The sequence below is a fragment of the Staphylococcus sp. GDY8P85P genome (assembly GCF_017892405.1).
Lineage (GTDB): Bacteria > Bacillota > Bacilli > Staphylococcales > Staphylococcaceae > Staphylococcus > Staphylococcus borealis.
In genome coordinates this window covers 18,311-36,941 of record NZ_JAESLA010000026.1, presented here as the reverse complement: position 1 = coordinate 36,941, position 18,631 = coordinate 18,311, and the positions used below count along the sequence as shown (strand labels likewise).

Below are 18,631 nucleotides of genomic sequence, written 5' to 3'. Positions count from 1 at the left end.
TGACTTAATTCTAAAAATTAGAACAATCGACAATAAAATGTTATGCGCACAGTAGAAAGGAGCATTCATTTGGAAATTAAACAATTAAAATATTTCGTAGAAGTTGCACGTCGAGAACATCTCTCTGAAGCAGCACTCGAGTTGAATATTGCCCAATCTGCAATAAGTCGACAAATCACATTGTTAGAACAAGAACTACAAGTTACTTTATTTAATAGACAAGGGCGAAACATCCATTTAACATCTCATGGTAAAGCATTACTCACTCAGGCGACTCAGATTTTGGAGCAATTAGACGAAACAGTAGCGTTATTTCAACAAACTAATCACAAAAATGCGCGCATACTTAATATTGGGTTTGAAGAGAGCTATATTTCTCAAATGATTACTGCAATCATTCAAGCGTTTGAGCGCCAATATGATAGCATAATTGTTCCTCATATGATGTCACCATCTGAGATTTCTGAAGCGCTATATACTGGTAAAATTGATATTGGATTGGTCGAAATAAACACGGCTCTTCAGAAGAACGCTAATTTATCACTCAAACCATTATTTGAAGAAACATACCATGTTTATGTGCCTAAAGATGATGTGATTGCTTTATCTATAAATCCGCCACTAACTCAACTAGCTGAAACACAACTATTTACTTTGAAACCTTTAGCAACAACTATAGAAAACCGTTTACAACATACTTTAAAGTTACCAATTCATATCATTGGAACGAAATCCCTAGCACACTATTTACTTAAACATCACCGTGGCTATGTCATCTTGCCTGATTATTTAACGTTGGAGAATGAGATGGAGGCATTATGTGATATATCATTAGCGCATACAGAATTAAAACGCTCCTTTTGCGTCGCCTTCAAAAAAGATAATAAAAAAGTAGATATTCTCAATTTATCGAATTTAATACATCAACTTCTAAGTAAAGTGTCGACATACCATTAACAGTATGAGGTGATATGTCATAATTCAAATAGCTACTATTTGAATAATACAGTTGAGGAGCGTATAATCACTCTGACTTATTAAAGCGTAGAATTTCGAGTTATAAATGAGGGTTAAATATAATGAATGCACAAAATCGCAACTATTTTAGTCATCGTATAATGAATTACATTATTGTAATTATCGGCTTATTTATCATCGGCGCCTTTATTTTTACGTTTTTCAATGCACGTTTCTATAACACCCCTATCGGTAAAGTGACACATGTAGAAACGAGTAACGCTCACAAAGTCGTTGATGAACAACATAATACCGACTTCAAATACAAACAACATTTAACAATAGAAATATTAAATGGTAAATATAAAGGTGAATCTACCACAATAGATAATACCTATGTCAAATCGCAAGCAGATTCAGAGCACTTTAGTAAAAATAATAAGGTCTTAATGCATATTCAAAACAGCCCGAAAGATGCAACGATCTTAGAAAAAAAACGCGATAGTCTTTCTGTAGCAATTGTAGGTATATTTATTATGTCCTTACTACTAGTTGGACGTAATGTAGGTTTACAGTCTATCCTGTCACTTATCTTTAACACTGGTGCTATTTTAATAGCTATTGCAATCCATGATAAACATCCATCTACTAACCTATTCATTCTAATGAGTGTGGCAATCGTGCTGTCTACCATTGTCACGCTATTGCTCGTAACCGGTTGGCATATGCGCACTTGGATCACAACAATCGGTACGTTATTAGGTACATTTTTATGTATTGGTATCACTCAAATCATTATTCAATTAACCAATGGAGCTGGTATTAAATATGAAACAATGAGTTTTCTAACATTACCACCTAAAGATATATTCTTAGCATCCGTGCTTATTGGATCTTTAGGCGCTGTAATGGATGTCGCCATTACAATATCAAGTGGTATGTATGAAATCTTACAACGTACGCCTAACATTTCTTTATCGCGTTGGGCTCTAGCAGGTCGTAATATAGGACAGGATATTATGGGAACTATGACAAATATTTTACTTTTCTCCTACTTATCAGGAAGTTTGCCAATGTTCCTAATTTATTTAAAAAATGCTAACACATTTACATATACGATTTCGATGAATTGGTCTTTAGAAATCGCTCGTGCTATAACAGGTGGTATTGGTATCGTACTCACGATTCCAATTACGATTAGTCTGATGGTTATGTGGATGAAATGGAAGGGTGTGACAAGATGAATGCAGTCGTCCTACTAGCACTAATTTTATTTATTTTAATGCTTATTTTCGGCGGTAAAAAAGGATTAGTTTCATACTTAACGTTATTCCTAAACTTTATGATCTTACTAATCAGTATTGTGTTCATTTTATTTGGAACACCTATTTATTTAGTTTCATTAATATTTTGTATCGTCATTGCTGCTTGTAACTTGTTTATTTTAAATAGTTACAATATTAAAACCAAGGCTGCTTTTATTGCTACAATATTAACTACGATATTATTAATATTAGGCATTTATTTATCTATAAGTATTGGCCATCTACAAGGGTTTACTACGGAACAACAAGATGAAACCTATATTTTTTCAATGAATATCGGTATCGATATGGTTCAATTCTCAGTATTTACGGTTGTTTTAGCTGTTATTGCAGCTGTCATTGACTTAACGATAACAATAAGTTCGCCTATGTATGAGCTCAATGAAACCAATCCTAATCTTTCACGCAAGGCATTGTTCCAATCAGGTATGCGTGTAGGGAGAGAAATTTTAGCAACTTCTGCCAATACAATATATTTAGCTTATTTTGGAGGTCAATTAACACTATTCTTTTGGTTTTTCCAATTACATTATTCTTTTGGACACATTATTAACTCAAAGATATTTGCGCAAGAATTCATTTCTATCTTACTCGGTGGAATTGCTGTAGCGATTAGTATCCCTATCACAGCGTGGATTACTGCATTATTAATTAAGCATCCTAAATTGAGTGGAAAGCCTTCACAAGAAGTTTCACAAACTTCAGAGCAAAACATCAATCATTAAATTGATAAAACAACAAGTGCCATACAATCTTGAAATAAGTTATCGAGATTGGGACAGAAGCCTTTATGAATGCCTTGTCCTACCTCATTTATTTCATATTGATTGTAATGGCACTTTTTTAATGCGCACATTTATAAAAGCTATATGTTCAAATTCATAATATAAACTGGTCGACCTTCTAAAAGTGTCTCTCCAGTTATTGAATATTTGGCTTGTTTATACAACGCCATCGCTTTGTCATTGTCAGTATTTACAGTCAACACTATTTCATTAATATAGGGAAACATTGCTTTTATATAGCTTGGTAGTTGTTGAATCACAGCTTTTCCAACACCTTGACCACGATATCGTGCATCTACACTAAATGAACGGAAAAATATAGCATCTTGATGATTACTATACGGTTTAACCCCTTGACCTTCATGCAATGTAAAGAAACCCACACATTGATCATTTAACATAACAAGTGTTGGATGACGCTCATTGTCCCCTTTAGCCGATGCAATATTATCATTAGGCGTTCGAGTGAATTTTCTATCTTCTGCTAATATTTCAAACGCATTTAATAGTGGTTGATCGTGAATCGAATATGGTCGTATTTCCATTTTCTCCCTACTTTCTCTCTGAAAAGGTCTCAATCCATTTTATAACAGCTGGTGCGATTAAGGTTGTATCAGATTTATCGAACCAACGAATATCTGTAATTTCATTATCAATTTTCACACTATCCCAATCAATTTTCTGTTGAACTTTAAATCCATTTAGTTCCGTTAACGTATTCTTTTGTGGGTAAGCATCCCCAACAACTGTACCTAAATATGTAAAGTCACTTTGTTCAAACGCCAATTGTAATTCCTCTTTAACTTCTCGTTGTATCGCTTCTAATTGCGTTTCACCCGCATCGATTTTACCACCCGGGAAATAATATTTTTCTCTATTTCTTACTTGTACTAATAAGATTTGGTCATCTGTTTCTTCCACTAAGCAAACACATTTGATCATACCTGCACACCTTTTCTATTAAATGTTTTGTACTTCAAAAATATATGTTAATTTAGTATGATGTTAACATATATTAATATACTAAATGTCCGTTTAGTGACATTTTGATATTCGGAGGGTATTATTCATGGCAAAGAAATCAAAATTAACACGCGTTTCAAATTTAGTAAGTACTGCAGGCTTTATCGTTGATGGTTACAACGGTATTAAATTTGATGCAAAAAATAAAAACCTAGTTTATTTATCTTTAGGCCTAAGTACAGTGGGTACACTTTTAGATTTCGTAGTATCAATGAAATCTCCTTACAAATTCCGTAAGTTATTCTCATTCGTTTCATTCATTATTAATGTTACACGCTTAGCTTCAAGTTTCAGAAAAGTTAAAGAAGATTATCAATTTCAATAAAATAAAAGGACTGGGTCAGAATTCTTATTGAATTCGTCTTCCCAGCCCTGCAAGGATGACTTGAGTTGAGAAACGCTTCATTGAAGCGCCTTCTCAATTCAGTCAGCTACTGTAATTTGGCTACATAGCCAAATTATTATTTTTGTTTCAAGCTTTCTAATGAATGAATTTATAATTACGTACTTGGTACGCAGGAATTGTACGATATGTTAGAACACCTGGACCAGCACTAAAGTTCATTTCTGAAACTAAAATACTACCATTACTATTTACGCGCTCTACAAAAGCCACATGGCCGTAATAACCAGCATCTGATTGTGCAATTGAACCTACTGTTGGATTGCTATCAATGCGATATCCATCTCTAGCTGCCGCATTATCCCAATTATTTGCATTCCACCAATACGTACTGATTCCTTTTCCAATAGCAGCACGACGATTAAATACATGCCGAGTACATTGTCCCCAGTCATATAAGTTACTATGGTTAAATACTGGTGATGAATAGTAAGTTGATTGCGTTGAACGTGTTGTATACGTGTTTGAAGAAGCTGAACCACTCACTCTTAATGTTTGACCAGGATAAATAAAGAAATTATTCAATCCATTTAATTTCATAATATGTTGATATGTTGTACCATATCGGCTAGCAATAGATGACAGTGAGTCACCATAACGTACTGTATAAGTGCTTGATGATGCACCTGAATTTGAATTATAACTTGATTGAGAATTTGAGCTAGCAGAACCTGATACTTTTAATTGTTGACCAGGGAAGATTAAAAAACTATTTAATCCATTTAAATTCATAATATGACGATATGTTGTACCATATCGGCTAGCAATAGATGATAAACTATCCCCTGCTCTCACAGTATATGTACTACTTGAATTACCGTAATTTGAACGACTTGAATAATTAGAAGATCCTGATACTTTTAATACTTGGTTTGGAAAAATAAGATTTGATGATAAGCCATTTAATGATTTTAATTTAGATACAGTGATACCATAATGGTTTGAAATAGACCATAAAGATTCACCACTTCGAACTGTGTGCGTTGTTGATGCTTCAGCTTGATGAGCAAATAGTGTACTAAGTGCTCCTGTCCCTAATACTGCTGTTGCTAGAATTTTTTTATTCATACAAAGCGCCTCCTTAATCTTATGCTTGCTCATTGGGTTACTCACCACTTATTTCTAGTTGTACTAGACACTTATCTGTATTAAATCTTTATTACATACTTCTTTCTTTTATCCGTTCAAGTAGTGTACTTATACTAAATTAATACAATTTGGCATGATATTCCATTTCATTTTGATTACATGTCTATGAATTTTTTGTGCACTACTATAAAATTTCAAATAATATCCTTAGAAATATAATTTACTTTTCATAAGTGTATAACACATTTTCACCGATTAATGTATCGTGTTTGATATAAAATCGACTAAAATATGACGTATTCATCTTTTATTAATAAAGTCGAGTAAGTATTCATACCTTACCCGACTCATTTCAAATATTATTTAGTTAAACTATCTTCAATTTCTTTGATAGCTTTTTTTGATAAATTAACTGCTTTTTCTCCATTTTTTGTATCTTTTTTCAATGCTTCTTGTGCTTCTTTACCATGATAAAGTTCTATAATTTTCTTGAAAGTCTCATTATCTACATCTTTAGAATTTACTGCTACAACATTAATATATGGTTTAACTGCATCAGAAGACGTTTTTTCTAAATAAATAGGATCATTCTTAGCATCTAATCCTGCTTTAGTTGCTACCCCATTATTAATTACTGAAAAATCAACATCATCTAAAGCACGCGCAGTTTGTTGAGCGTCTACTGCTTTTATTTTTATGTTTTTAGGGTTGGATTGAATATCTTTAATAGTTCCATTTAAACCAAAGTTGTCTTTAAGCTTTAATAAACCTGCTGATTCCAATAATTTTAGAGCACGTGCTTGATTTGATATATCATTAGGAATTGTAACTTCTGCACCATCTTTTATATCTTTAATATTTTTCACCTTTTTAGAATAAATGCCTAATGGTGCTAAGACAGTTGTACTAATTGCCTCAATTTTGGCATCTTTATGTGCTTTTTTATACTCATTTAAAAAAGCAAAGTGTTGAAATGCATTCATATCAATATCGCCATCACTCAATGCTTTGTTTGGCACGTTATAGTCTGAAAAGTGTTTAATTTCAATATCAATATTTTCTTTTTTCGCTAATTCTTTAACTTTTTCCCATGCAGCTGTATCGTTTGAGGCTACGCCTAGCGTCACTTTTTTATTGTCTCCGCCTCCACCACAAGCTGCAAGGACGATCAACGTCGCTAATATTAATCCAATAATCTTTTTCATTCACAAAGTCTCCTTAATAAAATTATATTTCAAGTAACTAATTTCGACGAATTAATCGAGAAATAAAGTTACCTAATGATTGAATAATCTGTACGATAATTATTAATACAATAACTGTGATAATAATGACTAAGGTGTCAAATCTTTGGTAACCGTACACTAATGCTAAATCACCAATTCCACCTCCACCAACTGCACCAGCCATAGCAGTACTACCAATCAACCCTATAATAGCTGTCGTTATTGCCAATACAAGCGAGCCTAACGCTTCCGGTATTAAAAAATATCTAATAATTTGAATAGGTGATGCTCCCATCGCTTTCGCCGCTTCAATAATGCCAGCATCTACTTCTAGTAGTGAGTTTTCAACTAGTCTAGCTATATAAGGCGCTACGTACACTGTTAAAGGAACTATAGCTGCTGTTGTCCCTATTGACGTTCCTACTAATAATTTCGTAAAAGGCACAATAGCTATTAATAAAATAATAAATGGTATCGATCTTAATATATTTATAATCGGATTAAGTATGTGATTTACAATAGATTGAGGCCATATACCATTTTTACGAGTTATAACTAATAGAACACCTAATGGAATACCAATTAAGGCACCTATGATAAGTGCAACTGTGACCATATACAATGTTTCATATAATGCTTGTAATAATTGAGATGCATCAATACTTGAACCAAACATCTAATGCACCTCCTCAAACTGAATACTATGATTCTTAAAGTAGCTTTCTAATTTATCACGCTTAAAATTGCTGTCATGATTAAATCTCAACCATAAATAGCACACTGTTTCTTCTTGAATATCAGACATTGATGAAAATAAAATATTAATATCGAAATTATATTGACTAATGAGTTCATTTATAATAGGAAATTTAATTTGATGTTCATCAATAAAAAGTTTGTAATCCGTATAATGACAATCCTTTCTTTTAAATGATTCAAGTAAATTATGTGACGGTTCTGTATTTATAACTGTAGAAACAAAGCTTTTAGCAGTTTTAGTTTGAGGGTGACTAAACACATCTTTAACAGTGCCCAATTCAATCACTTCACCGCGCTCCATAACTGCCACTCGATTACAAATTTTTTGTATTACACTCATTTCATGCGTAATCATCATAATTGTTATACCGAAAGTCTCATTTACATTTTTCAATAAATGAAGAATAGAGTTTGTTGTAGCAGGATCTAGCGCACTTGTTGCTTCATCACATAATAAAATTTTAGGATTAGTGACAAGTGCTCTAGCTATTGCGACACGTTGTTTCTGTCCACCAGATAATTGATCAGGAAACTGATTTTTCTTGTCTGCTAATCCTACAAATTCTAGCATTTCTTCTACCTTTTCTTTTATTTCAGAACTACTTTTATGATTTAAAATAAGTGGCATTGCTACGTTTTTAAAAACTGTTTTTGAGTTTAAAAGATTAAAATGCTGAAATATCATTCCTATATCTTTTTTTATGTTACGGAGTTCTTTTTTTCTATATGTATTAATTTCATGACCATTGACAATCACTTGTCCATTTGTTGCTTTTTCTAGCTGATTGACCAAGCGTACGAGCGTACTTTTTCCAGCACCACTATAGCCAATAACACCAAATATATCGTTTTTATCTATTTTGAAAGATACTTCTTTTAAGGCATGAATTTTTTCATGCTTTTTGCGAAATACTTTATTCACATTTTGAAATTCAATCAATCGATGTCACCCTCATTTATTACTTCTATTGCCTATATGAATAAATGAATTATATTTAAAAGTAAATTGTGCGTCAATATTATTTTAAAAATTTTTAAAATTTTCTGAATTTAAAGATAGAACAAAATTATTTTGATATCATCATTTCTTACCTATTTCTGCCTTTTTTAACAATTTAAAAAAACCCTAAAACAACACGTATTGTTACGTAGTTATTTTAGGGTCAACATCTTTTTTTAAGATTTTTATTTTTTTATAGTTATTCCAAAGTATCGATGGCTTGTTTTAAATCTTCAACTAAATCTTCAGTATCTTCAATACCGATTGATAAACGTACGAGTCCATCAGTGATACCTTCTTTAGCACGTACATCGGCAGGGATAGACGCATGTGTCATTAAAGCAGGCACTGAAATTAAGCTTTCAACTGCGCCTAAACTTTCAGCTAGTGTGAAGTAATGTGTTTCACGAATAAGTTGTTTGGCTGCTTCTGTATCTTTTACTTCAAACGCTACGACACCAGTGTGACCGCTAGCTTGAGAAGCATGAATATCATGATTTAAATGGTCTTTAATACTTGGATGGAAGACTTGTTGAACGGCTGGATGATTTTGTAACATTTCAACAATCGCTTCAACGTTACGATTAATTTGTTCCATGCGTAAGCCTAATGTTTTAATACCACGGACTAATAGGTAACTGTCTTGTGGTCCAAGCACACCACCTGTTGAATTTGAAATAAATGCTAAACGTTCACCAAGTTCGTCATCTGCAGTAGCAACTAAGCCAGCTACTACATCACTGTGGCCACCAATGTATTTAGTAGCTGAGTGTAATACAATATCAATGCCGAAATCTAATGGGTTTTGATAATAAGGTGTCATAAATGTATTGTCTACTACTGAAATTAAATTATTTTCTTTTGCAATTTCTGCAGTACGTTTAATATCAGTTACACGTAGTAATGGGTTAGATGGTGTTTCAACATATAACATTTTAGTTTCTGGTTTAATATAATCCTTCACATTTTCGATATGTGTTGTATCTACGAAATCAACATCGATGCCATAACGCGTAAACACTTTAGTTAAGGCACGGTAAGTTCCACCATATACATCAGAATTTAAAATAAGGTGATCGCCCTTATCTAATAACATAATAACCGCACTAATGGCTGCCATGCCTGAACCAAAAGCAAAACCATGTTTCCCATTTTCTAAATTAGCAATCACACTTTCAATAGCACTACGTGTTGGATTAGCGGTACGAGAGTATTCATACCCCTGTCTCAAGTCGCCAATGTCATCTTGTAAATATGTGCTTGTTTGATAAATTGGTGTTGTTACTGCACCTGTAAAATCATCTGTTGTATGTCCACCGTGAATCATTTGTGTTTTTTTCTTCATAATCATTATTCTCCTTTGTAATCAAATATTTTCTTCGACATATAACGATCGCTTCCATCTGGAAAAATTGTCACAATAACGCCTTTATCGATTTTATTTTTAATGTCTAAAGCACCTTGCAGTGCAGCTCCTGATGAGCTACCGACTAACAATCCTTCTTGTTGCGCTAAGCGTTTCACATTTTCAAAGCCATCGTTATCACTCACTGTAATAATGTGATCAACTAAGCTACGTTCCAAAAAGATTGGCCATTTCTCTGAACCAATACCTTCAATATCGTGTGCATGTGCTTCGCCACCATTCAATATTGAGCCTTCAGGTTCAACAATCACATTCTTTACATTGTATTGTTTAAGATGCTGTGCAACACCTGTAAATGTGCCTCCCGAACCAACACCAGCAACAAAGTAGTCAATGTTTGGTAAAGCATCTGTCAATTGTTTCCCTAATGTATGGGTGTATGCAGCTGGATTGTGCTCAGTTTCAAATTGGTTCATATATACCGCTCCGAAATCTCGAGCATAACGTCTTGCTTCAGTTTGCGCACCAATCATTCCTTGCGCTTTCGGTGTACGTTTAATATCAGCGCCTAATGCACGCATGATGGATATCTTCTCCTCAGAAAAACCTTCCGGCGCAAAAATAACACAATTTAAATGATATCGATTAGCAGCAATTGCAAGTCCTATACCTGTATTACCTGCCGTAGCTTCAACAATTGTATCGCCAGATGACACACGACCTTCTTTTATAGCTGTTTCAACAAGATATTTACCTAGTCGATCTTTCACGCTGCCACCCGGATTAAATTGCTCTAATTTTGCATATATCTGAACATTTTCATCGCTGAAACTTTCCAGTAATACTAATGGTGTTTGTCCTATTAAGTCAAATGCAATCATATTAATCATCTAAAGCGATTTATTCGCTTTGACTCAACCTACCTTCTGTTTAAAATATTCATGATTCCCAATACTGTTTTATAAATTCTTACTCAATCACTATGAATTATACGTTAATCTTAAGATTTATGCAAAACTACAAATTTTAAAATTTCCTATGTAATCATACATGTACTCGTATCTCAATAACTATCGTTCAACTTAATACTCGTGTTACGATAATAACGATGCAAAAGCAATAACTGATGATTTATATGAATCATACTTAAAGGAGAATCATAATGACATCAAAAGCCGATTTATCTTTATCTGTGTTCACTAATGAACAGTTTAAAAGTAAAAAATATACTCATAGTACCTTCAGAAACGCGATGTATGACGATTTAGAAGTCAATAAAAGTTATTTTAAAAATTGCGACTTCTCAGAAGGTATATTTAAAAATGTTCATTCCGTAGTTAATACTAAGTTAATTAATTGTGATTTTAGCAGTAGTATTTTTGTGAATATTAATTTCTTTAAGACACTAATGCGTAAAGTGAATTACAGTGTAACTACTTTCGATAATAGTGAATTCAACGCATTAACGATAGAACATACGACCTTTAAAGACTGTAGCCTACGTAACGTTACTTTCAAGGATGTTGTTTTAAAGAAAGCAGTCTTTGAAAATGTAGCATTAGATTTATGCCAACTAGATAGCGTAAAAATTAAAGATTGCATTTTTAAAAATGTTTCAATTAATAATTCTGCAATTTCTGAGAAAGTCATGAAAGAATTACGTAAACAAGACGTTCATTTTGAAAATATGTAACCTTGAGTAGTTACACCTATACACTTCCTAACTTATCAATAATCTCTTTAATGTTCTAAAACATATGTTTCAAATAGAACTGTTAAAGGAATAATCATTTAAGTATTTCAAAGGGAGGGAATGATTCATGGCTACTCATGAAAATGATCACTATAAAGCATTTGAACAGAGTCAACTTCATCGTGACGATTTAATAGATTTAAGCGACTTACAACAACGCGTTGATACATTCAATACAAAAAATAATAACTCAGAATTAAAACAACATATTGATACTGAATTAACGAAATGGAAAGAATATGTAAGAGATTACTATAGGCCTGAAGCACCAGCAGAACAATCACGATTGTCAAATATTGCTGATAAAGTTCAAAGTGATATCAATACAGCCTTTGAATACAATGATGGCGCAAAAATATTTGCGTTTTTAGAAGCTTCGTATCAAAGAAGTAAAGAGGACTTAACCTACGGACGGACGTTAATCCTCTTTTCCGAAAAGGATACAATAAAACGGGCACTCACATTCTTTGATTCTGAGGAAGATAATCGTGAACTTGCCGACTTTATTATTTCTAAAAATATTGAGATTGGTAAAGAAATAATGTCTAACGATTATATAACGTTATTAGAAATTGAGCGCGACTTTATCAATGCTCGTTTCAAGTAAAAAAACAGGAAGTGGGACAGAATTCTTTTAAATTCGTCGTCCACTCCCAGCTTGCTTTGTTTGTAGAATTTCTTGATGAAATTCTCTTTGCTGGGGCCCCGACCCCAACTTGCTTAGCTTGTAAAATCACTTTCGTGATTTTTTGTGTTGGGGCCCCGACTCCCAACTTGCTTTGCTTGTAGAATTTCTTAGTGAAATTCTCTTTGTTGGAGCCCCGCCCGCAAGGATGACTAGAACTGAGAAAAGCTTGAATTAAGCGCCTTCTCAGTTCAGTCAGCTACTGCGAATTTGCAAAATAGCTTCATTATATTATTTATGTCCCAGACCCCTGTTTTCAATATATTTCTTAGAATAACTGAACGATAAACACAAGTATGATAACGACTGGCATGACAAATTTAATTAAAAAATACCAGGGTGCAAAGAATTTGAACTTGTCGCGTCCGAAACTTTCTTTTAAGGCATCTTTATCCAACAATTGACCCACTACTAGCGTTGTTCCAAGCGCACCTAAAGGCATTAAAATATTTGATACGACAAAATCCATATTATCAAAAATTGTTCCTGCACCAAACTTAATATCGCTTAAACTACTAAACGATAAAGTCGCTGGAATACTAATCATTAATATCAGTATACTTGCGATAAACGCTACAGATTTACGTTTAGAATTATCATTTTTAGTAAAGTTTGATACGTTTAATTCTAATAATGAAATAGATGATGTTAATGCTGCAAATAAAAATAAGATTAAGAATAAGAAGTAAAACGTAACACCAAAACCCATTTGATTAAACACTAAAGGTAATACTTTAAATAATAAGCCTGGACCTTCTTGAGGTTCGTAGCCAAATGTCTTCAAAGCTGGGAATATAGCTAAGCCAGCTAGTACGGATACTAAAATATTCATAATCACAATTGAAATTGCTGATGACTTAATAGTCATTTCTTTAGGCGCGTAACTAGCGTAAGTGATCATTCCCGTTGTTCCCAACGATAATGTAAAGAATGATTGCCCTAACGCAAATAATATACCTTCCATAGAAATATCTTCTAAACGTGGTTGTAAAATATAGCGAACACCGTCTACCGCACCGTCTAAAGTTAAGGATTTCACCACAACTATAATTAGAAAAATAAATAACAACGGCATCATCACTTTTGATGCTTTTTCTAATCCTTTTTCAACGCCTAACATTACGATAATCATCGTTAAAAAGATAAAAATCCCTTGGCCCAAAACGGTTAACCATGGATTACTAATAATTGCTTCAAAATTAATGCTGGTTAAAGATGTCTTCTCGATAGATAACATTTGTAATATCACGTTACCGATATAAATAATGATCCATCCACCTATAACACTGTAAAAACCAAATAATATGAATACTGCTAAATTACCATTCCACCCAATAATATTTAGCCATTTCTTACCAGTTAACTTGCTATATATTTGAGTAGTGTAAGTTCTCCCCATCTTACCTACTGTAAATTCCATAATTAATAGTGGTAATCCTACAAATATAGTAAATATTAAGAATAGCAGTAGAAAAGCACCACCACCATAGATGCCTGCCATGTACGGAAATTTCCACATTGCGCCCAAGCCAATCGCCGATCCCGCACTCGCTAAAATAAATCCAGTTGATGTCTTCCATTGTGATTCTTTGCTCAATCGTTTCACTCCCTTTAGCGCGTTAAAGCGTTTATGCACTTAAGTAATACTGTAACATGTCTTGCTTATAAGTGCAATATACATAGTTTTTTTATTTTTTTAAATTTATAGTAAAATTTAACTAATCCTAATGATGAACGAAGGAGTATAACGACATTGCTTCGTAAAAAAATTAGCGCTAATTATTGGAAAGGTATAGAAGTTATAGGTGGTTATATTGTATTTGAGGATGAGGGATTCAGGTTTACGCCCCCCATTTAACATTCAAGGCGGATCATTGTTTGTACTTTATCAACATATTCAGGACGTTATGTTATTCATCGTCCCTAATAGTATCAAAATAATTGATAAAAATCACAATATACATCAATGAGTTTGTTCATGAAAGAAAAAACAGTCTGGGATATAAATAATATAATAATGCTATTTAGCAAATTCGCAGTAGCTGACTGAACTGAGAAGGCGCTTAAATCAAGCTTTTCTCAGTTCTAGTCACCCTTGCGGGCGGGCCTCAACACAAAAAATCATGAAAGTGATTTTACAAGCTAAGCAAGCTGGGGATGGGCAATGTATTTCTAATTTTCTTCATTAATAAAATAGTTTGTATCCAGACAATGATTATCCAGTATTTCAAAATATATACTACTTATATTATGCGGTTAATGAATAGATTAATCTTCAAAATCGTACATCACTTCTTGTCCGTCCATGACTTCTTGAATGCTTAAACTTTCAATATGATCAATGTTAATATAATGCGATTGTTGGCCCGTTTTTAAAAATAAATAAGCCAGTTCATCAAATTCATCAATAAGACGTTGTACGCATGTATCATGATCAGGGCCATTTTGAAATGTTTTAAATTCAGTATAATTTTTACCAGACGTCGTTATGTATGTTAATAAAAATGTACGTTTCATTCTTTACACTCCATTTAGTTAGTCATAAAAAATTCTGCAATTTGTGATTCTACTTTATCACTACCCTCACCATGTGTCATAAGATGTTTACATAAAGGGTGAGGTGTTAAATCTTTATCTGCACTATTAATATGTTCATAAATATAATGTGCGCTATCTTGATAAGATTGTTCATCCTTTTCTCCATAAAGAATGCTTGCCGGTGTTGTAATATCGCCTAAATGAGCAGTAATATTTGAAATAAAATCTTTAAATACACGAACGCTAGGGCGATAGTCTTCTATATAATTTAGCTGTGCCTGTGCAGCATCACCATCTACATTCATCAACTCATTCATACGTTGTCCGTAACGTTCCATACGCCATACAATACCCGCTTCTTCCTTTTCACTTGGTGCGGACATAACTGCAATTTTGGCAACATCTACCGTTTCAGCTAATTTTAAAGTGAATAGACCGCCTAAAGATACGCCAGTTGCATAAATTGTGTCATATCCTGCATCTCTTAGGAATTGATAACCATCAAGAACATCATTCCACCAATCATGAACAGTATATTGTGTAAACTGGTCGAGTGGTAACCCATGTCCTTTGTAATTAGGTGCGTAACATGTGTACCCTTCATTATTAAGTGTTTGTGCTAATGGCTTAATATCACGAATTGTACCAGTAAATGAATGCAGCAATAATACTGCTTCTTCGCGTGTCCCTTGCAAATGAATAGGACGTGGTGATTTTACTTTCATTCTTAATCTCTCCTTATTTTAAAAATAAACACATAATGACATTGCGCGTAGTCTTAAATGTGAAAAATCATTCAACCCACTCGCTAAATTCCATATGAACGCGTTGTGCGAGGGATTTGCCTTGCTCATAACCCGCATTTCCTATTTTTAAGATGTTATTAGGATTATAAATGTTATCTCCAATTTCTGCTCTACTCTTACTATCTGGACTTATCACTAGAACATGGCTATGTTCACGCAATCGTTTAGCATCATCAAATGCCCCCGGTATCATACCTAAGCCATCCGCTAATGGTGCCAATATAATGATGCTATCAGCACCTTCTGCTAACATTGCGTTAGTAGGAGAAACCATGCCCCCATCAATCCAGTCACGATGATTCAAACGTATATGCGGCCAAATACCTGGTACTGCGCCACTTGCTGTCACAGCTTCTTCAAGTGTCACATCGCTATGTGAATGAAATGTAGTAACTTCACCTGTTTTAGCATTCATAGCGGTAATCTCTAAATTATCGTGCCACCCTACATCTCCTAAACGCTGTCGTATGGCTTGCTTACGTTTAGATAAATCAACACGAGAGGGTCTCGTATATATAATGTCTCCCATCATTTGCCCTACTTTTGCAGCATCATCACGACCTACAATAAAGGCATTCTGCCATAAACGATAAATATCTGAAGAAACCGTCGCCCGATCACTATCATCTCTGCGCTCATTTAATTCATAGTAATATGTGCGCATATCATCACCATTCGCCAGTACTGCACCCACAAATGATCCTGCTGATGTGCCAATGATTCTATCTGCTAAATCTAAACTCACACCACTTTCAATCATTCCAGCTAAGACGCCTGATTCCCATGCAATCCCTGTAATACCGCCTCCACCAAGAACTAAAGTACATGCTTTATCTTTTGGCATTGCCATCTCCCCTTTGTTAAAAAGATGTTGTCCTATTCATTATTATTAGATTTATGACGAAGATTAAGGTTAAACAGTGGTAATATCATTAAAAACAATGCTATCCACACCACAGCTAATGTCACACCTCCAACTACATCCGTTATATAATGCGCATGAAAATATAGTCGGCAACACAATACACCTATCCATACGATAATGGTTATAATACTGATTATGATCTTGATAGCTTTAAACTTGATTAGTGGAATTAAGATAATGAGTAACATTAACGCAAGTAGCGTACTCGCATTAGAATGGCCACTTGGAAATGAATAACCATGATCTCGCATCAAATGATTATATGGACGTGGTCTTTCAATTAGCTGTTTAATCAAATAATTTAATAACGTACCACTTGATACCGTTAAAAGCATCCAAATAGCTAGTTTAAAATGTTTAAATAATAAAATGATAGCTAAAAATAACGTGATATAGATAACAGATTTTACTTCTCCTATTTCAGCACAAAACGTCATAAAATTATGCCAAAGGCCGTCACCAAACCTGCGTTCTGGTTCACCAAAATAATCGGTTAGCCAATGTAATGATCCTTTATCGATATATTGAACCATTAATGTATCACGACTGACATTTATTGCTACAATAATAAAAATAATTAACCCAATCATGAACATAGGTACCGTCGTCATAGGTGATATTTCTCTTTTTTGTTTCATCATACGTTCATCAGTCCCTAATTTCATTGTTTTCTGTAATTCGCAGTCATTTAATTCACTTCATTAAAAGTCATTTAAATGTTTAATTTGTTGTCCATCCTTATTGAAATTAGACGGTGCAAGCCAATGTTCGAATCTTAATTTCACATCTGGCCACTCGCTATCTAACATTGAGAACCAAGCCGTATCACGATTACGACCTTTACAAATATTAGAATGTCTAAATAATCCCTCGTATGTAAAGCCAAATCGTTGTGCAGCATGCTTAGAAGGCGCATTTAAATTATCACATTTCCATTCATATCGTCTGTAACCTAATTGTTCAAATACATATTTTGCTAACAAATATTGAACTTCTGTAGCTACACGTGTTTGCTGTAATTGATTAGAATAAATGATATTGCCCACTTCTATCGATCCTTGTTCTGGATTTATGCGCATCAATGCCACAATGCCTAGAGGTTTGTACTGCACCTTATCTATAATCGTAAAGAAATATTTATCTTCACTATCAATCAGTTGGTTAATGTATTGTTCAAATTCCGACTTAGAATCAAAAGGGCCTTCATAAAGGTACGTCCAAATGTGTCTTGATTCAACATCACATAGCACGTCATACAAATCATCTGTGTGATGACTATTTAACTTTGCTAAGCTACCATAATGCCCTTCTAATAATTGCTTATTAGGAAAAGGCGGCGTCATAAAACCATCTAATGCTTCTCCGATTGGTTGTTTAAATTCATTTACGCGCATCACTTTCAACTCCTAGATTACCTTTGTGTAAATTGTACACTAAACCACTAAAATAATCTCTTAATTAGAAATTATAAAATATAAATGAATCATGCATCCATTAACCTTCATATAAATGAAAAGTACCCTGAAGGTCAGTTTCTATTGCTGACTAGATAGGGTACTTTTCTAAATTTATATTACAATGCTTGTTGTTGAATATTAAAGTTGCTTTTCCAAATTAGTATCTAGTTTAAATACAATCACACGTTCACCTGTAATCGTACTTAAATCACTATGGAAACTACTTACACTAACCCCAGTAATATCTAAGATTAATTGCATTAAATCGTCTTGACCGGATTCCACAAGTTCTGAACGCGTACGTTTAATGTTAAGTAAACCTTCTTGCGTTTTACATACTCTATACTCGGCTGGTGTTAATACGCCTTGCAAATTGACGATAATCATATCGCGTAATATATCCGTTTTTACTGAGAGTGAGCCACGTCCGAGAAAGTCCTTTTCCCATTGAGTAATTGCTTTACTAATTTCTGCCTCATAAGCACCTTTAGATTTAGCCATGATTAATCTTTTATCTCCTATTGATTGATTAAC

21 protein-coding genes are annotated in these 18,631 nt (G+C 33.7%); 6 read left to right on the top strand and 15 right to left on the bottom strand.

The features are described from left to right. Positions 1-69 precede the first annotated feature (69 nt). From gltC to KA828_RS06670, 3 genes are all read left to right on the top strand, one after another. Positions 70-957 (top strand): glutamate biosynthesis transcriptional regulator GltC, encoded by an 888-nt coding sequence (gene gltC / locus KA828_RS06680; RefSeq protein WP_210125828.1) that lies wholly within the window; start codon positions 70-72, stop codon positions 955-957. 161 nt (positions 958-1,118) lie between these two features. Further along, positions 1,119-2,201 carry a YibE/F family protein gene (locus tag KA828_RS06675; protein WP_481906425.1) on the top strand — a complete coding sequence of 361 codons (1,083 nt, stop codon included), beginning with the start codon at positions 1,119-1,121 and terminating at the stop codon, positions 2,199-2,201. Beyond that, positions 2,198-3,007 carry a YibE/F family protein gene (locus KA828_RS06670; RefSeq protein WP_210125824.1) on the top strand — a complete coding sequence of 270 codons (810 nt, stop codon included), beginning with the start codon at positions 2,198-2,200 and terminating at the stop codon, positions 3,005-3,007. Before KA828_RS06675 ends, KA828_RS06670 begins: the two co-directional genes overlap by 4 nt. 140 nt (positions 3,008-3,147) lie before the next feature. On the opposite strand, the gene KA828_RS06665 is transcribed toward KA828_RS06670, so the two are convergent. Together KA828_RS06665 and KA828_RS06660 are read right to left on the bottom strand one after the other, a co-directional pair. Next, positions 3,148-3,612 (bottom strand): GNAT family N-acetyltransferase, encoded by a 465-nt coding sequence (locus KA828_RS06665; RefSeq protein WP_210125822.1) that lies wholly within the window; start codon positions 3,610-3,612, stop codon positions 3,148-3,150. 7 nt (positions 3,613-3,619) lie between these two features. After that, complete coding sequence (locus KA828_RS06660; RefSeq protein WP_210125820.1) at positions 3,620-4,009, bottom strand: NUDIX hydrolase; 390 nt, start codon at positions 4,007-4,009, stop codon at positions 3,620-3,622. Between the two features lie 127 nt (positions 4,010-4,136). Here KA828_RS06660 and KA828_RS06655 point away from each other — a divergent pair, with 127 nt between their 5' ends. Next, positions 4,137-4,415 (top strand): hypothetical protein, encoded by a 279-nt coding sequence (locus KA828_RS06655; RefSeq protein ID WP_053030234.1) that lies wholly within the window; start codon positions 4,137-4,139, stop codon positions 4,413-4,415. Positions 4,416-4,571: 156 nt separating this feature from the next. Here KA828_RS06655 and KA828_RS06650 read toward each other — a convergent pair whose 3' ends face one another. From KA828_RS06650 to KA828_RS06625, 6 genes are all read right to left on the bottom strand, one after another. After that, positions 4,572-5,561 carry a LysM peptidoglycan-binding domain-containing protein gene (locus tag KA828_RS06650; RefSeq protein ID WP_210125818.1) on the bottom strand — a complete coding sequence of 330 codons (990 nt, stop codon included), beginning with the start codon at positions 5,559-5,561 and terminating at the stop codon, positions 4,572-4,574. 380 nt (positions 5,562-5,941) lie between these two features. Then, a complete protein-coding gene (gene gmpC / locus KA828_RS06645) occupies positions 5,942-6,787 on the bottom strand; it encodes a dipeptide ABC transporter glycylmethionine-binding lipoprotein (RefSeq protein WP_107630185.1) in 846 nt (281 codons plus the stop codon). A 37-nt stretch (positions 6,788-6,824) separates the two neighbouring features. Continuing rightward, positions 6,825-7,484 carry a methionine ABC transporter permease gene (locus tag KA828_RS06640; protein WP_053030236.1) on the bottom strand — a complete coding sequence of 220 codons (660 nt, stop codon included), beginning with the start codon at positions 7,482-7,484 and terminating at the stop codon, positions 6,825-6,827. Then, positions 7,485-8,507, bottom strand: a complete 1,023-nt coding sequence (locus tag KA828_RS06635) for a methionine ABC transporter ATP-binding protein (RefSeq protein ID WP_210125816.1) — start codon at positions 8,505-8,507, stop codon at positions 7,485-7,487. Positions 8,508-8,766: 259 nt separating this feature from the next. Continuing rightward, positions 8,767-9,912 (bottom strand): bifunctional cystathionine gamma-lyase/homocysteine desulfhydrase, encoded by a 1,146-nt coding sequence (locus KA828_RS06630; protein WP_053030238.1) that lies wholly within the window; start codon positions 9,910-9,912, stop codon positions 8,767-8,769. Between the two features lie 5 nt (positions 9,913-9,917). Further along, complete coding sequence (locus KA828_RS06625; protein WP_053030344.1) at positions 9,918-10,814, bottom strand: PLP-dependent cysteine synthase family protein; 897 nt, start codon at positions 10,812-10,814, stop codon at positions 9,918-9,920. Between the two features lie 281 nt (positions 10,815-11,095). Between KA828_RS06625 and KA828_RS06620 the strand changes: the two genes are divergently transcribed. Beyond that, positions 11,096-11,626 (top strand): pentapeptide repeat-containing protein, encoded by a 531-nt coding sequence (locus tag KA828_RS06620; RefSeq protein WP_210125814.1) that lies wholly within the window; start codon positions 11,096-11,098, stop codon positions 11,624-11,626. A gap of 127 nt (positions 11,627-11,753) precedes the next feature. Continuing rightward, entirely contained in the window at positions 11,754-12,293 is a 540-nt protein-coding gene (locus tag KA828_RS06615) for a hypothetical protein (RefSeq protein ID WP_210125812.1), read from the top strand. Positions 12,294-12,639: 346 nt separating this feature from the next. Here KA828_RS06615 and KA828_RS06610 read toward each other — a convergent pair whose 3' ends face one another. The 7 genes from KA828_RS06610 to KA828_RS06580 all read right to left on the bottom strand — a co-directional run bounded on the left by KA828_RS06610 (position 12,640) and on the right by KA828_RS06580 (position 18,598). Next, positions 12,640-13,968, bottom strand: coding sequence for a sodium-dependent transporter (locus tag KA828_RS06610; protein WP_053030241.1), 1,329 nt, complete (start codon positions 13,966-13,968; stop codon positions 12,640-12,642). Positions 13,969-14,639: 671 nt separating this feature from the next. Beyond that, the gene (locus KA828_RS06605) at positions 14,640-14,888 is read right to left on the bottom strand and encodes a hypothetical protein (RefSeq protein WP_210125810.1); all 249 of its coding nucleotides are present in this window, start codon (positions 14,886-14,888) and stop codon (positions 14,640-14,642) included. A 14-nt stretch (positions 14,889-14,902) separates the two neighbouring features. Then, a complete protein-coding gene (locus tag KA828_RS06600; protein ID WP_053030243.1) occupies positions 14,903-15,634 on the bottom strand; it encodes an alpha/beta hydrolase in 732 nt (243 codons plus the stop codon). 67 nt (positions 15,635-15,701) lie between these two features. Continuing rightward, on the bottom strand, positions 15,702-16,559 hold the full coding sequence (locus KA828_RS06595; protein ID WP_210125808.1) for a patatin-like phospholipase family protein: 858 nt from the start codon (positions 16,557-16,559) through the stop codon (positions 15,702-15,704). Between the two features lie 32 nt (positions 16,560-16,591). After that, positions 16,592-17,278, bottom strand: a complete 687-nt coding sequence (locus KA828_RS06590) for a phosphatase PAP2 family protein (RefSeq protein WP_070854417.1) — start codon at positions 17,276-17,278, stop codon at positions 16,592-16,594. A gap of 63 nt (positions 17,279-17,341) precedes the next feature. Then, positions 17,342-18,034 carry a GNAT family N-acetyltransferase gene (locus KA828_RS06585; RefSeq protein WP_210125806.1) on the bottom strand — a complete coding sequence of 231 codons (693 nt, stop codon included), beginning with the start codon at positions 18,032-18,034 and terminating at the stop codon, positions 17,342-17,344. A gap of 201 nt (positions 18,035-18,235) precedes the next feature. Then, positions 18,236-18,598: a Na-translocating system protein MpsC family protein gene (locus KA828_RS06580; protein WP_011276808.1), complete on the bottom strand. Its 363-nt coding sequence runs from the start codon at positions 18,596-18,598 to the stop codon at positions 18,236-18,238. Between the last annotated feature and the right edge of the window lie 33 nt (positions 18,599-18,631).

Excerpts from the sequence above, each read along its gene's own strand:
- KA828_RS06675 (WP_481906425.1), top strand. The coding sequence starts at position 1,119 with ATGAATTACATTATTGTAATTATCGGCTTATTTATCATCGGCGCCTTT.
- KA828_RS06670 (WP_210125824.1), top strand. The coding sequence starts at position 2,198 with ATGAATGCAGTCGTCCTACTAGCACTAATTTTATTTATTTTAATGCTT.
- KA828_RS06665 (WP_210125822.1), bottom strand. The coding sequence starts at position 3,612 with ATGGAAATACGACCATATTCGATTCACGATCAACCACTATTAAATGCG.
- KA828_RS06660 (WP_210125820.1), bottom strand. The coding sequence starts at position 4,009 with ATGATCAAATGTGTTTGCTTAGTGGAAGAAACAGATGACCAAATCTTA.
- KA828_RS06655 (WP_053030234.1), top strand. The coding sequence starts at position 4,137 with ATGGCAAAGAAATCAAAATTAACACGCGTTTCAAATTTAGTAAGTACT.
- KA828_RS06650 (WP_210125818.1), bottom strand. The coding sequence starts at position 5,561 with ATGAATAAAAAAATTCTAGCAACAGCAGTATTAGGGACAGGAGCACTT.
- gmpC (WP_107630185.1), bottom strand. The coding sequence starts at position 6,787 with ATGAAAAAGATTATTGGATTAATATTAGCGACGTTGATCGTCCTTGCA.
- KA828_RS06640 (WP_053030236.1), bottom strand. The coding sequence starts at position 7,484 with ATGTTTGGTTCAAGTATTGATGCATCTCAATTATTACAAGCATTATAT.
- KA828_RS06630 (WP_053030238.1), bottom strand. The coding sequence starts at position 9,912 with ATGAAGAAAAAAACACAAATGATTCACGGTGGACATACAACAGATGAT.
- KA828_RS06625 (WP_053030344.1), bottom strand. The coding sequence starts at position 10,814 with ATGATTGCATTTGACTTAATAGGACAAACACCATTAGTATTACTGGAA.
- KA828_RS06620 (WP_210125814.1), top strand. The coding sequence starts at position 11,096 with ATGACATCAAAAGCCGATTTATCTTTATCTGTGTTCACTAATGAACAG.
- KA828_RS06615 (WP_210125812.1), top strand. The coding sequence starts at position 11,754 with ATGGCTACTCATGAAAATGATCACTATAAAGCATTTGAACAGAGTCAA.
- KA828_RS06605 (WP_210125810.1), bottom strand. The coding sequence starts at position 14,888 with ATGAAACGTACATTTTTATTAACATACATAACGACGTCTGGTAAAAAT.
- KA828_RS06600 (WP_053030243.1), bottom strand. The coding sequence starts at position 15,634 with ATGAAAGTAAAATCACCACGTCCTATTCATTTGCAAGGGACACGCGAA.
- KA828_RS06595 (WP_210125808.1), bottom strand. The coding sequence starts at position 16,559 with ATGCCAAAAGATAAAGCATGTACTTTAGTTCTTGGTGGAGGCGGTATT.
- KA828_RS06590 (WP_070854417.1), bottom strand. The coding sequence starts at position 17,278 with ATGAAACAAAAAAGAGAAATATCACCTATGACGACGGTACCTATGTTC.
- KA828_RS06585 (WP_210125806.1), bottom strand. The coding sequence starts at position 18,034 with ATGCGCGTAAATGAATTTAAACAACCAATCGGAGAAGCATTAGATGGT.
- KA828_RS06580 (WP_011276808.1), bottom strand. The coding sequence starts at position 18,598 with ATGGCTAAATCTAAAGGTGCTTATGAGGCAGAAATTAGTAAAGCAATT.